This is a genomic window from Pseudonocardia sp., from assembly GCF_025965585.1.
Taxonomy (GTDB): domain Bacteria; phylum Actinomycetota; class Actinomycetes; order Mycobacteriales; family Pseudonocardiaceae; genus Pseudonocardia.
The window spans coordinates 1-21,024 of record NZ_JAOPWR010000475.1 but is presented as its reverse complement, the minus strand read 5'-3'; the positions used below and the strand labels follow the sequence as shown (position 1 = coordinate 21,024).

The window sequence follows — 21,024 nt, the reverse complement described above, 5'->3', positions numbered from 1 at the left end:
GCCGCGGCGATGGCCTGCGGCCGGCCGGTCAGCCGGGCCGCGTCGTTCCCGGCCGCGGAGCCCGCCCGCTGCCGGGCGGTGTCCAACCCGGTGGCGAGCGGGACGCCCGGCTCCAGTACCTCGAAGTGCAGCGCCGTCTGCACCCGGGCGATCGGCACCCGGAACACGGCGGTGACGGGGGTGGTGCCCGCGGTGAGGGCGATGGCGTCGGCGGTGGTCCGCTCCGTCGTCAGCTCCACGAGAGCGAGCGTGGCGGTGCCGGCAGGAGGGCGCGCAGTGGGCAGTCCGGCCAGGTAGGAGGCCACGTCCTGCCCCGGATCCGGCCCGAGGTGCACCGAGCCGGCGGGCGGCAGCGGCGCGGCGACCGGGTTCCGCGAGGCGGCGTAGAGGGCGACGAGCGCGGCGACCACGATGCAGGCCACGATCACGCCGACCCGTCCCCGTACGGTCATTCCCGCTCTCCTCCGTTACGCCGTTCGTGCGACCAGTGTCGACGGCGCACGCGGCGCGGCGGGAAGGGGGTGGCCCTTCCTCAGTCCCGCAGGAGCTCCAGGGCCCGTTCCAGGTCGGCCGGATAGGGGCTGACGAACTCCACCCGGCGGCCGTCGCCGGGGTGGTCGAAGCCGAGCGAGCGGGCGTGCAGCCACTGCCGTTCCAGGTGCAGGCGCTTGGCGAGCGTGGGGTCGGCGCCATAGGCGAGGTCGCCCACGCAAGGGTGGCGCAGCGCGGAGAGGTGCACGCGGATCTGGTGGGTGCGGCCCGTCTCGAGATGGACGTCCAGCAACGACGCCGCGCGGAACGCCTCGATCGTGTCGTAGTGCGTGACGCTCGGCTTGCCCCCGGCCACCACGGCGAACCGGTAGTCGTGCTTGGGGTGCCGGTCGATCGGGGCGTCGATGGTGCCGCTGGACGGATCGGGGTGGCCCTGGCAGACGGCGTGGTAGCGCTTGTCCACCGTGCGCTCCTTGAACGCGCGCTTGAGCTCGGTGTAGGCGTGCTCGGAGGTGGCGACGACCATCACGCCGGTGGTGCCGACGTCCAGGCGGTGGACGATGCCTTGGCGCTCCGCCGCCCCGGAGGTGGAGACCCGGTAGCCCAACGCCGCGAGACCGCCGACCACGGTGGGGCCGGTCCAGCCGGGGCTGGGGTGCGCGGCGACGCCCACGGGCTTGTCGACCACGACGATGTCGTCGTCGGAGTAGAGGATGCCCAGGCCGGCCACGACCTCGGCAGGCCCGCTGATCGGGGCCTGCTGCTCGGGTTCGGGCAGCTCGACCTCGAGCCAGGCGCCGGCCGTCAGGCGGTCGGACTTGCCGGCGGTCTGCCCGTCCACGGCGACGCGGCCGTCCTCGGCGAGGGCCGCGACGACCGTGCGGGAGAGCCCGAGGAGGCGGGAGAGCCCGGCGTCGACGCGCATGCCGTCGAGCCCGTCGGGGACGGGGAGCTGGCGGGTGTCACTCACCTTCAGGGCTGTCCTTCTGCTTGTCGGTGCCGCGGCTGCCGTCCAGCTCGCGCCCCAGGAGGGCGAGCAGCACGAGGAGCACCCCGCCGCAGGTGATGGCCGAGTCGGCGAGGTTGAAAACGGCGAACGCGCGTCCATCGGGGGCGAAGGGCGAGATCATGTCGACCACGTGGCCCTCCAGCGGCCCGGGAGCGCGGAACAGGCGGTCGGACAGGTTGCCCATCGCACCGCCGAGCACCAGGCCGAGCGCCACGGCCCAGCCGGTGGAGCGCAGCTTGCGGGACACGCGGATGATCACGACCACGACGGCGATCGCGACGATCGTCAGCACCCAGGTGTAGCCGGTGGCCATGGAGAACGCGGCGCCGGGGTTGCGCAGGAGCTGCAGGTAGATGAGCCCGCCGAGGATCCGGACCGGTTCACGGCCCTCGAGGTTCGCCACGGCGAGCGTCTTGGTGACGAAGTCGAGCGCCAGCACGAGCACCGCGATGGCGGCGAGCAGGCGCACGCGGGGATTGCGGGAGACGCGCTGCTCCACCGGGGTGATGGGGGGATCCTGGGCACTCACTGCTCCATCATCCCCCAGCGGCTCCTCCCCCCGTGTGCGGATACCGCGGCCCGGGCCACGTCTTCCGCACACGACCCCCGTCAGGGCTCGGTGTCACGTTTCCAGCGGGCCAGCCTGCCGCGGCGGTCGACGGCCCGGATCCGGTCCTCGGCAGCGCTCCGGGCGGCCGAGGTCGTGACGACGAGCAGCTGGTCGAGCTCGCGCAACCGCGTCTCGAGGGTGGGTGTGAACGCCGCGCCGTCCCGCACCACGAGGCTGACGCCCGCACCGCTCGGCAGCCGGAGCTCCCGCAGGTAGACGCCCTGCAACCGCGACCCGACGGGCACCCGGACCTGCAGCAGGTCGGCCCCCAGCTCGTCGAGCGGGGCGGCGTCCACCTCGATCTCCTGCGGCTCGCTCGCCCGCGACACCCGCAGCAGCCGCGCCACCCAGGGCAGCGTCGTGCCCTGCAGCAGGGTGAGCACCACGACGAGCACGAACACGACGTCGACCAGCGCGTTCGCACCGGGGGCGCCCTCGATCAGCGCGATCAGCGCGAGCACGATCGGCACCGCCCCGCGCAGTCCCGACCATGACAGGAACGCCTGCTCGCGCCACGGCATCCGGAACGGCGTGGCCGCCACCACCACCGACAGCGGTCGGGCGAGCAGCAGCAGCACCAGGCCCGCGACCAGCGCCGGCACCACCGCGTCGATCAGTTGCGGGGGCGACACGTACAGCCCGAGCAGCACGAACAGCCCGATCTGGGCGAGCCACCCCGTGCCCTCGGCGAACGAGCGGACACCGCCGCGGTGCGGGAGGTCGGCGTTGCCCAGCACGAGGGCGGCCACGTAGGTGGCCAGCAGGCCGGACGCGTGGGCGAACTGCCCGCCCGAGTACGCCAGCACGCAGACTGCGATCGCGGCCAGCGGGTAGAGCCCGGTGGAGGGCAGTGCGGCCCGGCGCAGCGCCCACGCCCCGGCCAGGCCGAGCGCCCCGCCGATCACCGCCCCTGCCACCAGCTCGTAGACCACCAGCAGCGGCGCGACCCACGTGATGGGGTCGTCGGAGGCCAGCAGGATGACGGCCAGCACCACCGGCGCGTCGTTCATGCCGGACTCCAGCTCCAGCACCCCCGCCAGCCGCCTGCTGACCCCGACTCCGCGCAGCACGCTGAACACCGCCGCCGCGTCGGTGGACGAGAGCACCGCGCCCCACAGGAACGCGGTGCGCCACTCCAGGCCGAGCAGCAGGCGCAGGGCCACCCCGACGACGCCGATGCTGACCACCACCGCCACCGTCGACAGCGCGATGCCCATGCCCAGCGAGGGCCGCACCGCCTCCCAGCGGGTGGTGATGCCGCCCTCGACGAGGATCAGCACGAGCGCGGCGAGCCCGAGCGACTCGGTCAGCCGCGCGTCGGAGAACTGGACCCCGAGCACCGACGCGCCGAGGAGGATCCCGATGCCGAGGTAGAGCAGCAGGGAGGGCAGGCCGAGGCGGACCGACACCCGCACCGCCAGCACGCCGATGAGCACGACGGCGGCCGCGATGCCGAGCAGGACCTCCAGGTTCGCCATGCCACCTCCGGGCGTGGAACTCTATGGTCGCAGGTGACCGCCAGCACCCGCCCGCGAGCCGACACGGACCGGTGCGCGGGTCGGGTCATCTGTGCGCGCGGGTCGGGGCGCGACACGCGCGCGCCGGAGTCTGCGTGTGCGCGAGTCGGGTCCGGGGTGCGCGGGTTACCCCGATCCGGGGTCAGGACGTCCAGGTCAGGGTGGCGGCCACCCGGGGCCGGACGAGCTCGTCGAGCGCCGCGTCGACGTCCGGCACCTGCTCGGCGGGCAGGCACAGCCGCCGCGTCACCCAGACCGGGTCCTGCCGGGGCGGGAAGGTGCGCTCCCACGTCGTGACGGCCGGCTCGATCCCCAGCTCCCGCAGGACCGCGACGGCGTCGTCGGTGGTGGCGGGCGGCGGGCGGTGCAGTCCGTGGAACCGCTCCCACAACGGGTCGAGCCAGGCCATCGGGTGCTGCCCGAGCATCTCGACGACGACGCCGCGCGTGGCCGCCGCGGTGAGCGCGCGCAGGAACGGGGGCAGGTCGACGACGTTGTGCAGCACGTGGTTGGAGACCACCACGTCCGCGGTACCGGTCTCCTCGGCGGCGTCCGGCCACGGGCCGAGAACCGTGCGGAACGGGACGCCGCGACTCCGCGCGTCGGCGGCGAAGACGTCGAGCATGTCCTGCTGCCGGTCGACGCCGGTGAGGTGCGTGGCCGGGCCGAGCAGCGCGAACGCCGCGTCGCCCCCGCCGCACCCGACGTCGACGACGGTGCCCGCCTCGCCGAGCAGCGCGAGGCCGGCCTCCCGGGACGGGGTGTCGACGGGCTCCCGCGGGGCGACGAAGTAGGTGGTGTCGTGGTGCCAGGGGTCGTGCTCGGCGCGGGCCAGGATCTCCGGTGGGATCCCCCGCCCCGACTGCAGTTCCGCCCACCGCTGCGCCGCTGTCCCGCTCACGGGTCCAGCTTAGGCAGGGCCGCGGGGGTCCCGGCCCGGTGATCGCCGAGGCCCGGGTGAGACACCGGCGTCTGCGGGCCGATCCGTGCCGACCCATGCACCACGGCGTGTCGACTCGGGGGGCCCGACCCGGCCCGGGCGGGGCCGGGACGGACGTCAGTGGGCCCGGGTGACGTGGGCGCGGACCTCCACCGCCCCGCCGTCGGGGGCCGTGACCGAGCCCGTCGACGTCGGCTCCGCCGGCTCCGCGTAGGTCACCGCCGTGGCCAGCACCTCACCCGCGAGGAAGTCCTCGTGGGCGCGGACGGCCTCCACCACCTCCACCGCGGCGTCGAGGACCAGCGTGATGCGGTCGGAGACGTCGAGACCGGCGTCGCGGCGGGCCTGCTGCACGAGCCGGACCACGTCCTTCGCCGTGCCCTCGGCCGCCAGCTCGGGCGTGACCGTGGTGTCCAGCACGACGAGACCCGTGTTGCCGGGCAGCGCGAGGGTCTCCTCGGGGTCGGCGGCCACCAGCTTCTCCGTGAACTCGCCGGGCTGCAGCGTGATCCCCGCGGCGGTGACGGTGCCGTCGTCGTTGGCGGCCCACTCCCCCGCCTTGACCGCGCGGATCACCTTCTGGGTGTCGCCACCCAGTCGTGGCCCGCAGACGCGGGCGTTGACGGCGATCTCGAAGTGGCCGTAGGAGGCGACGTCCGTGGTGAGCACGACGTCCTTCACGTTGACCTCGTCGCGCAGGATGTCGGCGAACGGCGCGAGCGTGTCGGCGTCGGACGCCGCCACCGTGAGCGTGGCCAGCGGCAGCCGCACCCGCAGCTTGCGGGCCTTGCGCAGCGACAGCGTCGACGACGCCACCTGCCGCACGCGGTCCATCGCGACGACGAGCGCGCCGTCGCGAGGCAGCTCGTCGGAGCTCGGCCAGTCGGTCAGGTGCACCGAGCGCCCACCGGTGAGCCCCTGCCACATCCGCTCCATCGTCAGCGGCAGCAGCGGTGCGGCGACGCGCGCGGTCACCTCCAGCACGGTGTGCAGGGTGTCGATGGCGTCGGCGTCACCGTCCCAGAAGCGGTCGCGCGAGCGGCGGACGTACCAGTTGGTCAGCGTCTCGGCGTGGTCGCGGATGCGCTCACAGGCGCCCGCGATGTCGTAGACCTCCATCGCCGCGGTCACGTCGTCGACCAGCGCCGCGGTCCTGGCCAGCACATACCGGTCCAGCACGTGGGTGGAGTCGGTGCGCGTCACTCCGGTGCGCCCGGCCGCCCCCGCGTAGAGCGACAGGAAGTACCAGGTGTTCCACAGCGGGAGGATCGCCTGCCGGACGCCCTCGCGGATGCCCTGCTCGGTGACGACGAGGTTGCCGCCCCGCAGGATCGGGCTCGCCATGAGGAACCAGCGCATGGCGTCGGAGCCGTCGCGGTCGAACACCTCGTTGACGTCGGGGTAGTTCTTGCGCGACTTGCTCATCTTGAGCCCGTCGTCACCCAGCACGATGCCGTGCGCGAGGCAGGACCGGAACGCCGGCCGGTCGAAGAGGGCCGTGGCCAGCACGTGCAGCAGGTAGAACCAGCCGCGGGTCTGCCCGTTGTACTCGACGATGAAGTCGCCGGGGTAGTGGTGGTCGAACCAGTCGCGGTTCTCGAACGGGTAGTGCACCTGCGCGAACGGCATCGATCCGGAGTCGAACCAGCAGTCGAGGACCTCCGGCACCCGGCGCATGGTGGAGCGCCCGGTGGGGTCGTCCGGGTTGGGGCGCGTCAGCTCGTCGACGTACGGGCGGTGCAGGTCGGTGGGGCGCACGCCGAAGTCGCGCTCGAGCTCGTCGAGCGACCCGTAGACGTCACGCCGCGGGTAGGCGGGGTCGTCGGACTCCCACACGGGGATCGGCGAGCCCCAGTACCGGTTGCGGGAGATCGACCAGTCGTGGGCGCCCTCCAGCCACTTGCCGAACTGCCCGTCGCGGATGTGCTCGGGCACCCAGGTGATCTGCTGGTTGAGCTCCACCATGCGCTCACGGAACGCCGAGACCTGCACGAACCACGAGTCGACGGCCCGCTGGATGAGCGGGTTGCCGCAGCGCCAGCAGTGCGGGTACGGGTGGTCGTAGGTCTCGCGGCGCAGCAGCACGCCCTGCACGTGGGGCCCGCCGTCGCGCAGGTCGGTGATGATGTGGGGGTTCGCGTCGAACACCTGCATGCCGGCGTAGGTGGGCACGCGGGCGTCGAACCTCCCGGCGGTGTCGACGGGCACGACGGCCTCGATGCCGGCCGCGTCGGTGACGGCCTTGTCCTCCTCACCGAAGGCGGGCGCGATGTGGACGATGCCCGTGCCGTCGTCGGTGGTGACGTAGTCGGCGGCGAGGACGCGGTGGGCGTTCTCCCAGCCGGCGAAGAAGTCGAACGGCGGCGTGTACGACAGGCCCACGAGCTCCGAGCCGCGGTAGGTGCCCAGCACCTCCGGCTCCTCCCCCAGCTCGCGCGCGTAGTGCGCGACGCGGGCGGCGGCCAGCACGTAGCGCTTGCCCGACTCGGCGCGCACCTGGACGTAGTCGACGTCCTCGTTGACCGCCATGGCCAGGTTGGACGGCAGCGTCCAGGGCGTGGTGGTCCAGATCAGGGCGAGCGCGCCGTCCAGATCGGACTCGGGCGCGTTCAGCCGCAGGCCGACCGTGACGGCCGGGTCCTGACGGTCCCGGTAGACGTCGTCCATCTTGGTCTCGGTGGCCGACAGCGGGGTGCCGTCGTGCCAGCAATACCAGAGCACCCGGAACCCGGAGTAGACGAGGCCCTTGTCCCACAGGGTCTTGAAGGCCCACATGACGCTTTCCATGTAGTCCAGGTCGAGCGTCTTGTAGTCGTTCTCGAAATCCACCCAGCGGGCCTGGCGGGTGACGTAGGTCTCCCACTCGCCGGTGTAGCGGAGCACGGACTCGCGGCAGGCGGCGTTGAACGCCGCCACACCCATCTCGTCGATCTCGGACTTGTCCTTGATGCCGAGCTGCTTCTCGGCCTCGACCTCGGCGGGCAGGCCGTGGGTGTCCCAGCCGAACCGGCGCTCGACATGCTTGCCGCGCATCGTCTCGTAGCGCGGCACCACGTCCTTGACGTAGCCGGTGAGCAGGTGGCCGTAGTGCGGCAGGCCGTTGGCGAAGGGCGGCCCGTCGTAGAAGACGAACTCGTTGGCCCCGTCATCGCCCGCAGGGCGCTGCTCGACAGACGCGACGAACGTGCTGTCCTCACGCCAGAAGTCGAGGACCTCGCGCTCCACGTCGGGGAACGACGGATGGGCGGGAACGGTGGGGTAGGCCATGGCGGCGGTGCTCCTCGTGCGTGCTGGTGTGACGCACGGGGACGACGCGTGAACGCCGCGGTACCACCCCGCTTGCCGTCTCCGCACGTGTGAGCGCGGAGGACGGCCTCTCATCGGACGGCTGTGACGGGCCGCGCCCGGCCGGGTCTACTGGGACGCTGATGCGCCCGTTCTTCCGGCGGCTCCCCGGTGATGGCCGGATCGGTGCCTCTACGCCAAGGGTAGCGCCGTGGCGCCACCCGGTATTCCGCGGGTGCTGTGGTGCGGCGGCCACAAACGACCACCGGGTTGCTCGCAGGCCCAGGCTGCCCTCGCGGCGCTACCGCACTAACGGGCCGCCGTCCGGTGGCGGCCGGCCAGCGTGCGGTCGGGCGAGCACCATCCGCACGGCGTGAACCCGAGCTCGACGGCCTCGCGCACCGGGAGCGGGATCACCGCCGTGGCGACGAGCGCCCGGCAGCCGGTGACGTGGTAGCGCGGCTTCTCGTCGATGACGACGACCTCGTCGTCGAGGCGGCTCACGATCTCGGCGGCCACGGCGTCACGCGGCTCCTCCGGGGCCTCCTCACCGGCGGCCGGAGGCTGTTCGGCGGGAGCCGACCCGGCCGGGGCACCGGCTGTCGTGGAGCTGGAGGTGCCGGCCCCGGAGCCGAACAGGTCGACCTCCTCGGCCTGCGGCGGCACGGATACCGCAGCCGCGGTGTCGGCGGGCGGCACCGCGGCCGTGGCCGAGCCCGGCGGGGTGCGCCCGCTCGTGTGGGCGTCGACCGCGACCGTGGCCTCGGCGTCGGACGAAGCGTCCGCCGCCGCGCCGGGGGGCCGGCCCCACGAGGTGGATCCGCTGTTCGTCGACGACGTCTTCTCCTCGGAGAGGCCACCGCCGGCGCCCGGCTTCCGCAGATCCGGCGCCGCCTGCTGAGCGGGGACGGACGTCGCGGCGGGCTCGTCGCCCGGCACCGGACGGCCCGTGGCCTCGTCCGCCGGCTCCGCGGATGCGAGGACGGTGTCCTCCGCGCCCGCCGGGGCCGCCGTGTCCGGCGTCGTGGCACCGTCCTTCGCCCCACCGGCACCGCCGACCGGGTCGCCCGGGCCGTCGCCCGTCGCGTTCTTCTTCAGGGCGTCGACCGTGGCGGCCGGCTCGTTCTCCGTGGGGTCGTCGTTCCCCGCGTCGTCGTTCGCCCCGCCGCCCGTGAGGGCGTCGCTCGTCACGGTGCCCTCGACGCCGCCGTTCTCCACGTCGTCCTTCGCGGCACCGGCCTTGGCGGCGTCGGCCTTCGCGCCCGAGTTGACCGCAGCCGCCTTCGCGGCCGCCGCACCGAGCACCCCGGCGCCCGCGAGGCCCGCGCCCGCTGCTCCCGCTCCCGGGGCCGCGGCCACGATGGTGGCGTCGGACGAGTCGGAGCCCCTGTCCGTCCCCTTGTCCGTCGAGGCGGACGAGGACGAATGATCGGCGCCACCCTTGGTGACGGTGGGTGACGAAAGACCGCTCGATGAGGTGACGGACTCCTCAGCGCCGGGCGGTCGGCTCGCAGAGCCCGGCGGTTGGACGGCCGGCATCACGACGGTCTGCTGCGCGTCGGAGGCACGGTCGAACCCGACCCCCGGCGGCTGCGAGGCCTGCGAGGCCGCCGCGGCGGCCTCGCTCCCACCCTGCGCAGGTGCCTGTCCTGACGGGGCGACGATCGGCAGGACCTCCGTGACGGGGTCCATGTCGGCCATCGGCACCGGCGCCCGAGGGGCCGGTTCAGCGGCCGGAGCCGCCCCCGCCTTGACCGCCGAGCGCCGCTGCAACCAGTCGATGAGCAGCACAGCAGCGGCGGCGACGCTCACGCCGACGGACACCCAGGCCCACAGCACGCTGCCCGAGAGCAGCGCCACCACGAGCAGACCGAAGGCGATGACAACGAGGATCAGGACCAGCAGCAGCACGATTCACTCCGTGTGCGGCGGTGCGGCTCGTCTGGGCCGCACCGCCCCGTGTAGGTCGTCGGGTGGTCGTTCAGCTTCCGGCGTCGGCGCGCTGGCCGTAGCCGGTGGCGGCGTAACCGCCGTTGGAGCTGGACCGACCATCGGACGGCGCCGCGGAGCCGCGCTCCCCGAGATCCCTGAGCTGGGACTCCAGGTAGGTCTTCAGACGGGTGCGGTACTCCCGCTCGAAGGTGCGCAGCTCGTCGATCTTCTTCTCGAGGACCGACTTGTCGCGCGTGATGGTGCCGATGATCTCCGCCTGCTTGCGCTCGGCGTCGCCCACCAGCGTGGCGGCCTTGTCCCGGGACTGGCGCTCGAGAGTCTCGGCGCGCGTGCGCGCGTCGTTGAGCATCGTCTCGGCACGGGCACGGGCGTCGTTGGTGAGGCTGTCGGACTTGGTCCGGGCCTCCGAGAGCAGCTGCTCCGCCTTGGTGCGGGCGTCGGTCAGCATCGTGTCGGCCTCGGACTTGGCCTCGGCCGTGAGCCGCTCGGCCATCTCCTGCGCCATGCTGAGCACCTTGGCGACCTGTACGTGGTGGTCACCACCCTGGTCGCCCTGCTCCGCCATGGTCGGCGGGGGCGCGGCCATGGCGCGCTGCGGCTCCATGGGGCGCTGTTGCATCGGCGGGGGCTCCACCGGCCGCTGGATCTGCTGCGTCGGGGACGACACAGCGGCCCCCATCGCGGCAGGTGGGCGCGAACGCGCCTCCTCCAGATCGGCCTGTGCGTTCCCGAGTCGTTGTTCGAGCTGAGTGACCTGCTCGCGCAGGTCCTCGTTCTCCTCGATCAGTCGAGCCAGTTCGGCCTCGACAAGGTCGAGGAACGCGTCGACCTCGTCCTCGTTGTACCCCCTTTTCCCTATGGGGGGCTTGCTGAACGCGACGTTATGAACGTCGGCGGGTGTCAGCGGCATCGGATCACCTCATGCAGTCCTCGGCGGCGGCACTACGTGACTGGGGCTCACGACAGCGCCGGCTGGGCAACGTTCATCAGTATGAACACGACCAGCAACAGAACCATAATCGACAAGTCCAGTCCTACGCCGCCGATCCTGACCACTGGGATCACTCTCCGCAACAGCTTCACGGGTGGATCAGTGGCCGTGAAGATCAACTCCAGTGCCACCGCGCTCGGTCCGGCCGGCACCCACTGGCGCGCGAACGACCGCACCAGCTCAGCGACGATCCGACCGATGAGGAGCAGCCAGAACAGGAACAACACGTAGTAGACGACGAACTGGATCACGAGTCCCACGAGACCGGATCCTAGCCGTCAGTCGTGGCGGAAGGACCCGCGCTCGGCGAGCTTCCGCGCGTCGTCCGCGGAGACCTCGACGTCGGCCGGTGTGAGAAGGAAGACCCTGTTGGTCACCTTGTCGAAGCCGCCCCGTAGGGCGAAGACGAGCCCGGCGGCGAAGTCGACGAGGCGCTTGGCGTCGGCGGCGTCGAGCTCGGTAAGGTTCATGATCACCGGAACGCCCTCGCGGTAGCGCTCGCCGATCTCCCGCGCCTCCTTGTAGCTGCGCGGGTGCAGCGTGGTGATGCGCGCGAGGGCCGCAGCCCCTCCGACGGAGCGTTCGCGCTGCTCAGGCACCGCGGCCGCGATCACCGGGCGCGCCGACTCACGCAGCGCGGGCTCAGGGTGGAAGGCGTCGGTGTCCATCGCGAGCGAGCCGCGCGTGGACGGCGTGCCGAGCCCCGCACCACCCCTCGACGGCTCGCGGGAGGGCTCCCGGGAGACGCTCGGGACGGCCCGGTCGACGCCCGTCGGGCGGGCCGGTCGGCGGTCCCACTCGTCGTCGTAGGAGTCGCTCTCCTCCCGCGAGAAGCGGTCGTCCCAGCGATCGTCCCCATACTCTCGGGCGCCGCGCTCCACGCGGCGGGCCGCCGGATAGCGGTCCTGCGCCAGTTCGTCGGGGTACTCCCCCAACTCCTCGGCGGGCACCATGCCGAAGTAGGCCTTCAGCTTGTACATCGCGCCCATCCGCGCTCCCATCCTCGTGCCCCCGATGCCAGCCGCTCCCCAGCGACCAGGCGATCACCGCGAGGTTAACGGTCTGTCCCCCACAAGAGCCGTTCCGACACGCACCACGCCCGATCCGTGACGGATCGCCACCTCCAGGTCACCGCTCATCCCGGCCGACAGCGTCCTGGCCTGCGGATGTGCGGCCCGCAGCGCTTCCGCGGCTGCCGCGACGTCGGCGAAGGCGGCGTCCGGGTCCGCGCCGAGCGGCGCCACTGCCATGAGACCGTCGAGCTCCAGCCCGGCGCAGCCCGCGACGTGTTCGGCGAGCCGCCCCAACCCGTCGCGGGGCACTCCCCCGCGCTTCGGGTCGCCGTCGACGCTGTACTGGAGCAGTACGGGCAGCGGGTCCCGGCGCCCGCCGGTGTCGCGGGCGCGCCGGACGGCGTCGTCGAGGGCATCCGCGAGCCGCACCGAGTCGACCGATTCCACCCGATCGGCCCAGCGCACCACGGCGCGGGCCTTGTTCCGCTGGAGCCCGCCCACCACGATCCACCGCCGGGTCGCGTCCGGCCGGAGCCCGGCCACCTCGTCGACCTTGCGTCCGGCCTCCTGGACGCGGTTCTCGCCGAAGTCGGTGAGGCCGAGGTCGATCAGCGTGGCGACGTCGGAGGCAGGCACGGTCTTCGTGACGGCGAGCAGGGCCACCTCGTCCGGCGATCGGCCGGCCGCAGCGCAGGCGGCGGTGATGCGGTCGCGCACGGCGGCGAGCCTGCGGGCGAGTTCCTCGGGACGGCTCTCGGCCACGTCTCCCCTCCCTGTGGTCGGTGCGCACGGCTCCTGGCGGACGGCCGGGGTCAGCCCGCGTCGAGCCACGTGATCGCCGCGAGCCGGCCGGTGCGGCCGTCGCGGCGGTGGCTGTAGAGAGTGCGGTCCTCCATCGTGCACCGCGGGTCGGCCCCGATCCGGGCCACTTCCAGCTCGGTCAGCTGGTGGTAGAGGCCCGCGCGGATGTCGAGGCCCGGCGTGCCCTTGCGCGTGCGCACCGCGCTGCCCGGCAGGCGGGCGTCGACCTGGGCGCGCATGGCCGCGGGGACCTCGTAGCAGGCCCCGCAGACGGCTGGGCCGAGCAGCACCTCGAGCGCGTGCACGTCGGCGCCGAGCGCCACCATCGCCTTGACGACGGCGGGCACCACCCCGGCGGCGGCGCCCACCCGCCCGGCGTGGGCGGCTCCGACGACCCCGGCCCGCGGATCGGCGAGCAGTACGGGCACGCAGTCGGCCGCGAGCACCGCCAGCCCGACGCCCGGGAGCGCGGTGACGGCGGCGTCCGTGCCGGGCCGATCGGGCTCCCCCGGCTCAGGCACCGCATCGACGACGGCCACCCGGTTGCCGTGGATCTGCTCCAGGAACACCACGGGCACGCCCAGCTCGGAGGACAGCCTGCGCCGGTTGGCGGCGACGTCGGCAGGGACGTCGCCCACCCCGGTGGACAGGTTGAAGGAGGAGTAGACGCCGCCGGAGCGGCCCCCGTCCCGCGTGGAGACGACGCGCCGTACCCGCACCCTCAGCGCTTCATGAACGGCGGGACGTCGACGTCGTCGTCGAGGTCGACCGCCGGCGGAGCCGGGGTGGAGGCGGGCGGCGTGTACGCCGGGCGCTCGGGCGCCGGTGCGGGTGCCGGCTCGGTCGTCGGCGCCGGCGTGGCGGGAGCCGACGGGGCCTGGTCGGTGGGGGTGTCCCAGCGGTAGGGCTCGGGCTGGCGCGGGGCCGGGGGCGTGTAGCCCGGCGACGCCGGGCCCGGGGTCGCCGGCGCCGCGGGCGGCAGCGTGCCGGACTGGTTGGCCACCGGCGCGCTCGCCATGGGCGGGTGGGTGGAGAGCCCCGCCGTGGTCGAGCCGTTGCCGTTGGCCGCCGGGGCCGTGGTCGTGGCGCTGTTGCCGCTCGGCGCGGTGCTGCCGCTGTCCCCGGCCGCGATGACACCGTTGCCCGAACCCGTCGGCTTCTCCCGGGCGCCGAACGCCGTCGGCTCGAGCTTCTTGTGCGTCGGGCCGCCGGACTCGAAGCCCGCGGCGATGACGGTGACGCGCACCTCGTCGCCCAGCGAGTCGTCGATCACGGTGCCGAAGATGATGTTGGCCTCGGGGTGCGCGGCCTCCTGGACCAGCGACGCGGCCTCGTTGATCTCGAACAGGCCGAGGTCCGAGCCGCCTGCGATGGACAGCAGCACGCCCTGCGCCCCGTCCATCGACGCCTCGAGCAGCGGTGAGTTGATCGCCTTGCCCGCGGCCTGCACGGCCCGGCCCTCCCCGCGGGAGGACCCGATTCCCATCAGTGCGCTGCCCGCGCCGGACATGACGCTCTTGACGTCGGCGAAGTCGAGGTTGATCAGGCCCGGGGTCGTGATCAGGTTCGTGATGCCCTGGACACCCGAGAGGAGCACCTCGTCGGCGGAGCGGAACGCGTCCATCAGCGAGACGCCCACGTCGCCGAGCTGGAGCAGCCGGTCGTTGGGGATCACGATGAGCGTGTCGCACTCCGTGCGCATGCTGCCGATCCCCTCCTCCGCCTGGCCCGCGCGGCGGCGGCCCTCGAAGGTGAACGGGCGGGTGACGACGCCGATGGTGAGCGCGCCGAGCTTGCGGGCGATCGACGCCACGACCGGCGCTCCACCGGTGCCGGTGCCCCCGCCCTCGCCCGCCGTCACGAAGACCATGTCGGCCCCCTTGAGGACCTCCTCGATCTCCTCGCGGTGGTCCTCCGCGGCCTTGCGTCCGACCTCCGGGTTGGCCCCGGCGCCGAGACCGCGGGTGAGCTCGCGGCCGATGTCGAGCTTGACGTCCGCATCCGACATCAGCAGCGCCTGCGCGTCGGTGTTCACCGCGATGAACTCGACGCCCTTCAGCCCGACCTCGATCATGCGGTTGACGGCGTTGACACCGCCGCCACCGATGCCGACGACCTTGATGACCGCCAGGTAGTTGTGTGGGGGCGTCATGGGGCAACCTTCCAGTCCTGCCAGTCCTGCTCGGGTCCGACCCCGGGGGTCCGGGCCTTCAGGTCGAACGCTAGGTCGCGTTCCGGTTGCGGTCCAGCAGGCGCGCCGCGTGAACGGAACCCCCCGAACGGGTTTCAGCGGCGGATGGTGGGCAGGTCAGGACTGGTCACGTCATAGATGCTGCCGGGCTGGGTGAGCAGCGGCACGATCACCGCGGCCTTCTCCGATGCCCGATCGGACGTACCCCACAGCACCTGCTTGTCGCCCGTGAGGCCGAACGTGACCTGCGCGGGCGCTCCGGCCGTGACCGTGGCGTCGACGGTCTGCACCTGGCTGCGCACCGCGGCCGGCAGGGCCGCGAGCGCCGTCAGCGCCGCACGGGTGGAGAGGTCGGCGGGCCCGACCGCGCCGAAGCCCAGCTTCGGCAGCCCGGGCGGTGCGGTGCCCGGGTAGACCACGCCGCCCTGGTCGACGAGCTGCACGCCCTTCGGCGTGGTGACCGACGCGACGGGCACCCGCTCGGTGACGGCGATCGCGACGGTGTGCGGCCAGTTCCGGCCGACCGACACCGTGGCCACGGCGGGCAGCACGGCGACGCGGTCGGCGATCGCGCTCGTGTCGATGCCGGCCAGCGGGACGCCCGTGGTGACGTCGGCGGCCATCAGCACATCGGCGGCCTTGATCGTGGCCACGCCCGTGACCTGCACGGACTGCACGTTCGCCAGGCCGGAGTCGTAGAGCAGCACGCGGATCCCGAAGCCGGCACCCACGACGAGCACCACCGCGACGAGCACCGCGGCGAGCCGGCGCCTCCGGTAGGTGTCGCTGGTCGGCGGGGCCTTCGGCGTGCGGGCCCTGCGGCGCGTCGGACCGTCGGAGGGGCGGCGCTCGGCCGTGCGCCCCTCCCCCACGGGTGGGCGCTTCGCGTCGGGCCGCTCGGCGGGCCGGACCGTCGACGGACGGCGTTCCGGTGCACGGACGGCCGCCTTCGTCGCCCGTGTCGTCGAGGACGTCGCACCGGACGGCTGGGGCGTGGCCTTCCCGGACCGCCGGGGCGCCGACGGGCGGGTCACCGCAGGGTTCCCCCCTGTGCCGTTCCCTCCTGTGCAGTTCCCTCGTGTGCCGTTCCCTCCTGCGCCCGTCCCCGCTGCGCCGCGTCCGGCCCCGGCTCCTGCTCGGCCTTCTCCAGCTCCAGGAGGATCTCCGGCGCCAGGACGGTGATGTCGCCTGCGCCCATGGTGATCACGAGGTCGCCGGACCGGGCGAGGCCCGCGACGACGGCGGGCACGTCCGACCAGCGCGGCACGTAGTGGACGTGCTCGGCGGGCAGCGTGACGGCGTCGGCGACGAGGGCGCCGCTCACCCCCGGCTCGGGGTCCTCGCGGGCGGCGTAGACGTCGAGCACCACGACCTCGTCGGAGAGACCGAGGGCGGCGCCGAAGTCGGCGGCGAAGTCGCGCGTACGGGAGTAGAGGTGCGGCTGGAACGCGACGACCACCCGACCCGGGCCCACGACGTCCCGCGCGGCACGGAGCTGGGCGGCGACCTTCGTGGGGTGGTGGGCGTAGTCGTCGTACACCGCGACGCCGGCGACGCGGCCGCGGAACTCGAACCGGCGGCGGACCCCGTCGAACGCGGCGAGGCCCTCCAGAAGCTGTGCGGGAGGAGCCCCGAGCTCGACGCCGGCCAGCAGCGCGGCCAGCGCGTTGAGCGCCATGTGCTCGCCGGGAACGCCGAGGCGCAGCCGGTGCTCGACGCCGCCCTGCTCCAGCACGATCCGGGCTCCCGGGCCGTCGGGGCGGAACTCGACCAGCCGGGCGTCGACGCCCTCGGCCCGGCCGTAGCGCCGCACCCGGATGCCCCGCAGCTCCGCGACCCGGGCCAGCTCGGCCGAGCCGGGGTCGTCGGCGCAGGCCACGAGCGCGCCGCCGGGGACGATGCGGTCGAGGAACGTGCCGAACGCGGCGACGTAGGCCTCCGCGGTGCCGTAGTGGTCCAGGTGGTCGGCCTCGACGTTGGTGACGATCGCGACCTCGGGCGAGAACGCCAGGAAGGACGCGTCACTCTCGTCGGCCTCGGCCACGAAGATCTCGCCGGTGCCCTCGTGGGCGCCGGAGCCGGACGTCGCGAGGTCGCCGCCGATGGCGAACGACGGGTCGAGCCCGCAGTGCTGCAGCGCCACCGTCAGCATCGAGGTGGTGGAGGTCTTGCCCGCCGTCCCGGTGACGGCGGCGAGCCTGCGGCCCCGCGTCAGGGCGGCGAGGGCCTGGGCGCGGTGCGCCACGGGGATGCCCCGCTCGCGGGCGGCGACCAGCTCGGGGTTGGTGGCCCGGATCGCGGTGGACACCACCACGGTGGCCGGGGCGTCGGGCAGGTGCGCGGCGTCGTGACCGATCTCGATGCGCGCCCCGAGCGCCCGCAACGACAGGACGGCGCGGGAGTCCTTGGCGTCCGAGCCCGAGACGGCGACGCCGCGGGCCAGCAGGATGCGGGCGATGCCGCTCATCCCGGCGCCGCCGATCCCGATGAGGTGGACGCGGTCGGCGAGCTCGACCGGTTCGGTGGGCGTGGTGCGGGGCGTCATCGTGCGCCACCGCCGCCCGTGTGCGGAGAAGCGGGCCCCGGCCTCGTCCACGCACGACCGCCTCCGTGGCCGGCGACGTCCAGGACCACGTGGGCCAGCCTCACGTCGGCGTCGGCGTGGCCGGATGCGCGCGCGGCGGCGCCCATCGCGGCCAGCCGGCGCGGGTCGGTGAGGATCGGCAGCAGCTCGGCGAGCGCGCGGTCGCCGGTGAGGTCGGCATCGTCCACGAGCACTCCCCCGCCCGCGGCGACGACGGGCCCGGCGTTGAGCGCCTGCTCGCCGTTGCCGTGCGGGAGAGGGACGTAGACGGCGGGCAGGCCGACGGCCGACACCTCGGCCACGGTCATCGCCCCCGCCCTCCCGAGCACGGCGTCGGCGGCGGCGTAGGCCAGGTGCATGTCGTCGATGTAGGGCAGCGGCACGTACCCGAGCTGCGGCGGGCCTGCGGGGGTACCGCCCTTGCCGTGGGCGTGCAGCACCGCGATGCCGCGGCTCAGCAGCCCGGGGAGGGCCTCGGCCACGGCGGTGTTGAGCGTCCGGGCGCCCTGCGAGCCGCCGAAGACCAGCAGCACCGGGCCCTGCGGGGGCAGCCGGAACGTCGCCCGCGCCCGGGCCCGCAGCGCGGGACGGTCGAGCATCGTGACGGCGCGGCGCAGCGGGATGCCGATGACCTCGGCGCCGTCCAGCCCACTGCCGGCGACGGCAGCGACGACGCGTGCGGCGAACCGCGCCCCCACCTTGTTGGCCAGGCCGGCCCGCGCGTTCGCCTCGTGGACGACGATCGGTACGCGACCACGCGCGCCGAGGTAGGCGGGCAGCGCGACGTACCCGCCGAAGCCCACCACCACGTCGGCGTCGACGGCGGTGAGCACCTCGCGCACCCGGTTGACCGCGCCCCGGACCTTCAGCGGCAGGCGCAGCAGGTCACCGCTGGGCTTACGCGGCAGCGGCACCGGCGGGATCAGCTCGAGCGCGTAGCCACGGGCGGGGACGAGGGTGGTGTCGAGGCCGCGCTCCGTGCCCAGCGCGGTGATGCGCGCGTCCGGGCGGAGCCTGCGCACGGCGTCGGCGAGCGCGAGGGCGGGCTCGATGTGCCCCGCGCTCCCCCCGCCGGCGACGACGACGGAGAGAGTCATCGCACCCCCCACGGTCCGGCCGGGCGGGCCACCGGCGCCTTGTAGGGCTCCGGCAGCGGCAGGCGCAGCAGCCGCGCCACCCGGCCCTGGCCGTGCTGGCGCAGCGCGGCGATGGCCTCCGGCTCGTGGCGTGCCGCGTTGGCGAGCACCCCGAACACGAACATGCTGACCACGAGCGACGTGCCTCCCGATGAGATCAGCGGGAGGTTGAGGCCGGTGACCGGCAGCAACCCCACGACGTAACCGATGTTGATGGCGGCCTGGGCGACGAGCCACGTGGTGGACGTGGCCACCACGAGCTTGAGCCACGGGTCCGCGTTGCGGGCCGCGATCCGGAAGCCGGTGTACGCCAGCGTGGCGAACATCCCGAGCACCGCGAGCGCGCCGAGGAAGCCCAACTCCTCGCCGATGATCGCGAAGATGAAGTCGTTGTGGGCGTTGGGCAGGTAGTCCCACTTGGCGTTGCCCTGGCCGAGCCCGACGCCGAACAGCCCGCCGTCAGCCAGCGAGTACAGCGCCTGGTTGGCCTGGAACCCGGCCTTGAGCGGGTCGGTGCCGTCCGGCGAGAGGAACGCGGTGACGCGGGCAAGGCGGTAGCTCGCGCTCAGCGCCAGCACGGTGACGCCCACCAGGGCGCCGCCGACGAGCGCCGCCATCAGCCGCATCGGCGCGCCGGCGAAGTACAGCAGCGCGAGCAGCACGATGCCCAATGACACGGTCATGCCCAGGTCCGGCTCCAGCACCAGCAGCGTCAGCAGCAGCACGGAGACGGGCACGACCGGCGACAGCGCGTACTTCCAGCGGTGCATGACCGCGCGTCGCGGGGCGAGCACGTGCGCGCCCCACAGCGTGAGCGCGACCTTCACGCCCTCCGAGGGCTGGACGGTGAACGAGCTGCCGACCCCGAACCAGGCCTTCGAGCCGTTGCGCTCCACCCCGACGACGAGGACGGCGACGAGCAGCACGATGCCCGTCATCATCAGGCCGGGCGCCATGGCGCGCAGCCGGCGTGGCGAGATGCGCAGCCCCAGGTAGAACAGGGCGAGCCCGGGCACGCAGAACATCAGCTGGCGGGTGAACACCGAGTAGGACGACCCGTCGGCCGTGTAGGACTCCACCGACGATGCCGACAGCACCATGACCAGCCCGAACAGCGTCAGCAGGCCGAACACGCCGAGCATGAGGTGCAACGAGGTCAGCGGGCGGCGCAGCCACAGCCCGAGCGCGGTGCCGGTGCGGCCGACGGCGGCGCGGAACCCGCCCGGGGGCGGCGTCCCGGGCAGGGAGGTCCTACGGGGAGCTCCGGAGCGGGTCACGCGCCCGCTCCCAGCTCGGCGACGGCCTCGGCGAAGGCTCTGCCGCGGTGGGCGTAGTCCACGAACTGGTCCATCGACGCCGCGGCGGGAGCGAGGAGGACGACGTCGCCCGGCCGGGCGAGGCCTGCGGCCCGTCGCACGGCGGTGCTCATCGGCCCGGTCTCGTCACTCACCGGCCCATGGTCACCCGAGGCGACCTCGACCACGGGGACCTCGGGCGCGTGTCGCGCGAGTGCGGTGACGATCTCGGCCCGGTCCGTGCCGATCACCACGGCCGCCCGGAGCCGCCCCGCGTGGGCCGCGACCAGCGCGTCGACCGACGCGCCCTTGAGCAGCCCGCCCACGATCCAGACCACAGGCTCGGTGCGCGCGGCCAGCGCGGCGTGGGCGGCGTGCGGGTTGGTGGCCTTGGAGTCGTCGACGTACGTGACGCCGTCGACCACGCCGACGGGGGCGCTGCGGTGCGGGCCGGGGTGGAAGTCCTCCAGCCCGGCGCGCTCCGCGTCGGGCCCCACGCCGTGGGCGCGGGCGAGGGCGGCGGCGGCCAGCGCGTCCGTGACGCCGGAGGGGCCGCCGGGGTGCACGGTGCTCGCGTCGAGGAGGTCTCCCCCGCCGAACGCCCGGTCGACGAGCACCCCGCCGCTGACGCCGAGCTGGTCGGGCCCGGGCTCGGCGAGCGTCACGCCGACGCGACGGGCCGCGGGCGACGCGGCCAGCAGCGCGGCGGCGGCCGCGTCGTCGACCCCCGCGACGGCGACGGGACCGCGCAGCGCCATGGCCTTGGCCCCGGCGTAGGCGGCCATCGACCCGTGCCAGTCGAGGTGGTCCTCGGCGACGTTGAGCACGCATCCCGCGGCCGGGACGACGGACGGCGACCAGTGCAGCTGGAAGCTCGACAGCTCCACGGCCAGCACCTCGTGGCCCTCGCGCACGGCGCTGACCACCGGATGGCCGATGTTGCCGCAGGCCACCGTGTCACGGCCGGCGGCGCGCAGGATCGCCTCGAGCATGCCGACGGTGGTGGTCTTGCCGTTGGTGCCGGTGACCGCGAGCCACGCGGGCGGATGCGGCAGCGTCGCCCCGATCCACCAGGCCAGCTCCGGCTCCCCGACGATCGGCACGCCCGCGGCGGCGGCGGCGCGGACGAGCGCGTGGTCGGGGCGGCGGCCGGGCCCGGTGACGACGAGCGCGATGCCGGGCGGCAGCGTGTCGGGGTCGGGGGCGG

General features: G+C 73.9%; 17 protein-coding genes and 1 pseudogene. All 18 read right to left on the bottom strand.

Annotation, left to right across the window (positions count from 1 at the left end; all coding sequences use genetic code 11):
• A partial coding sequence (locus JWR81_RS29160; RefSeq protein WP_297660027.1) for a hypothetical protein occupies nt 1–452 on the bottom strand: 452 nt, incomplete at its 3' end.
• 80 nt (nt 453–532) lie between these two features.
• On the bottom strand, nt 533–1,417 hold the full coding sequence (locus JWR81_RS29155) for an RluA family pseudouridine synthase (RefSeq protein ID WP_297660030.1): 885 nt from the start codon (nt 1,415–1,417) through the stop codon (nt 533–535).
• Nucleotides 1,418–1,454: 37 nt separating this feature from the next.
• Nucleotides 1,455–2,030: a signal peptidase II gene (lspA, locus tag JWR81_RS29150; protein ID WP_297660024.1), complete on the bottom strand. Its 576-nt coding sequence runs from the start codon at nt 2,028–2,030 to the stop codon at nt 1,455–1,457.
• Nucleotides 2,031–2,110: 80 nt separating this feature from the next.
• The gene (locus JWR81_RS29145) at nt 2,111–3,589 is read right to left on the bottom strand and encodes a potassium/proton antiporter (protein WP_297660013.1); all 1,479 of its coding nucleotides are present in this window, start codon (nt 3,587–3,589) and stop codon (nt 2,111–2,113) included.
• A gap of 181 nt (nt 3,590–3,770) precedes the next feature.
• Nucleotides 3,771–4,529 carry a class I SAM-dependent methyltransferase gene (locus JWR81_RS29140; protein ID WP_297660010.1) on the bottom strand — a complete coding sequence of 253 codons (759 nt, stop codon included), beginning with the start codon at nt 4,527–4,529 and terminating at the stop codon, nt 3,771–3,773.
• A 156-nt stretch (nt 4,530–4,685) separates the two neighbouring features.
• Nucleotides 4,686–7,835 (bottom strand): isoleucine--tRNA ligase, encoded by a 3,150-nt coding sequence (ileS, locus tag JWR81_RS29135; RefSeq protein ID WP_297660007.1) that lies wholly within the window; start codon nt 7,833–7,835, stop codon nt 4,686–4,688.
• Between the two features lie 327 nt (nt 7,836–8,162).
• Nucleotides 8,163–9,764 carry a hypothetical protein gene (locus JWR81_RS29130; protein WP_297660004.1) on the bottom strand — a complete coding sequence of 534 codons (1,602 nt, stop codon included), beginning with the start codon at nt 9,762–9,764 and terminating at the stop codon, nt 8,163–8,165.
• Between the two features lie 70 nt (nt 9,765–9,834).
• Nucleotides 9,835–10,716 (bottom strand): DivIVA domain-containing protein, encoded by an 882-nt coding sequence (locus tag JWR81_RS29125; protein WP_297660001.1) that lies wholly within the window; start codon nt 10,714–10,716, stop codon nt 9,835–9,837.
• Nucleotides 10,717–10,763: 47 nt separating this feature from the next.
• The gene (locus tag JWR81_RS29120) at nt 10,764–11,057 is read right to left on the bottom strand and encodes a YggT family protein (RefSeq protein ID WP_297659998.1); all 294 of its coding nucleotides are present in this window, start codon (nt 11,055–11,057) and stop codon (nt 10,764–10,766) included.
• Nucleotides 11,058–11,075: 18 nt separating this feature from the next.
• On the bottom strand, nt 11,076–11,786 hold the full coding sequence (locus tag JWR81_RS29115) for a cell division protein SepF (protein ID WP_297659995.1): 711 nt from the start codon (nt 11,784–11,786) through the stop codon (nt 11,076–11,078).
• 54 nt (nt 11,787–11,840) lie between these two features.
• Nucleotides 11,841–12,572 carry a YggS family pyridoxal phosphate-dependent enzyme gene (locus tag JWR81_RS29110; protein WP_297659992.1) on the bottom strand — a complete coding sequence of 244 codons (732 nt, stop codon included), beginning with the start codon at nt 12,570–12,572 and terminating at the stop codon, nt 11,841–11,843.
• A 50-nt stretch (nt 12,573–12,622) separates the two neighbouring features.
• Complete coding sequence (pgeF, locus tag JWR81_RS29105) at nt 12,623–13,330, bottom strand: peptidoglycan editing factor PgeF (RefSeq protein ID WP_297659989.1); 708 nt, start codon at nt 13,328–13,330, stop codon at nt 12,623–12,625.
• Between the two features lie 2 nt (nt 13,331–13,332).
• The gene (ftsZ, locus tag JWR81_RS29100) at nt 13,333–14,763 is read right to left on the bottom strand and encodes a cell division protein FtsZ (protein ID WP_297659987.1); all 1,431 of its coding nucleotides are present in this window, start codon (nt 14,761–14,763) and stop codon (nt 13,333–13,335) included.
• A 134-nt stretch (nt 14,764–14,897) separates the two neighbouring features.
• A complete protein-coding gene (locus JWR81_RS29095) occupies nt 14,898–15,836 on the bottom strand; it encodes an FtsQ-type POTRA domain-containing protein (RefSeq protein WP_297659985.1) in 939 nt (312 codons plus the stop codon).
• Nucleotides 15,837–15,943: 107 nt separating this feature from the next.
• Nucleotides 15,944–17,347, bottom strand: a pseudogene (gene murC / locus JWR81_RS29090) (UDP-N-acetylmuramate--L-alanine ligase); the annotation flags it as partial.
• On the bottom strand, nt 17,344–18,483 hold the full coding sequence (locus tag JWR81_RS29085) for a glycosyltransferase (RefSeq protein ID WP_297659983.1): 1,140 nt from the start codon (nt 18,481–18,483) through the stop codon (nt 17,344–17,346). The gene JWR81_RS29085 and the pseudogene murC, both read right to left, overlap by 4 nt.
• Nucleotides 18,480–19,799: a putative lipid II flippase FtsW gene (gene ftsW, locus JWR81_RS29080; protein WP_297659979.1), complete on the bottom strand. Its 1,320-nt coding sequence runs from the start codon at nt 19,797–19,799 to the stop codon at nt 18,480–18,482. Before ftsW ends, JWR81_RS29085 begins: the two co-directional genes overlap by 4 nt.
• The coding region (murD, locus tag JWR81_RS29075) for a UDP-N-acetylmuramoyl-L-alanine--D-glutamate ligase (protein ID WP_297659976.1) at nt 19,796–21,024 on the bottom strand (1,229 nt) is incomplete at its 5' end. The genes murD and ftsW, both read right to left, overlap by 4 nt.

Excerpts from the sequence above, each read along its gene's own strand:
- JWR81_RS29155 (WP_297660030.1), bottom strand. The coding sequence starts at position 1,417 with ATGCGCGTCGACGCCGGGCTCTCCCGCCTCCTCGGGCTCTCCCGCACG.
- JWR81_RS29145 (WP_297660013.1), bottom strand. The coding sequence starts at position 3,589 with ATGGCGAACCTGGAGGTCCTGCTCGGCATCGCGGCCGCCGTCGTGCTC.
- ileS (WP_297660007.1), bottom strand. The coding sequence starts at position 7,835 with ATGGCCTACCCCACCGTTCCCGCCCATCCGTCGTTCCCCGACGTGGAG.
- JWR81_RS29125 (WP_297660001.1), bottom strand. The coding sequence starts at position 10,716 with ATGCCGCTGACACCCGCCGACGTTCATAACGTCGCGTTCAGCAAGCCC.
- JWR81_RS29115 (WP_297659995.1), bottom strand. The coding sequence starts at position 11,786 with ATGGGCGCGATGTACAAGCTGAAGGCCTACTTCGGCATGGTGCCCGCC.
- ftsZ (WP_297659987.1), bottom strand. The coding sequence starts at position 14,763 with ATGACGCCCCCACACAACTACCTGGCGGTCATCAAGGTCGTCGGCATC.
- JWR81_RS29085 (WP_297659983.1), bottom strand. The coding sequence starts at position 18,483 with ATGACTCTCTCCGTCGTCGTCGCCGGCGGGGGGAGCGCGGGGCACATC.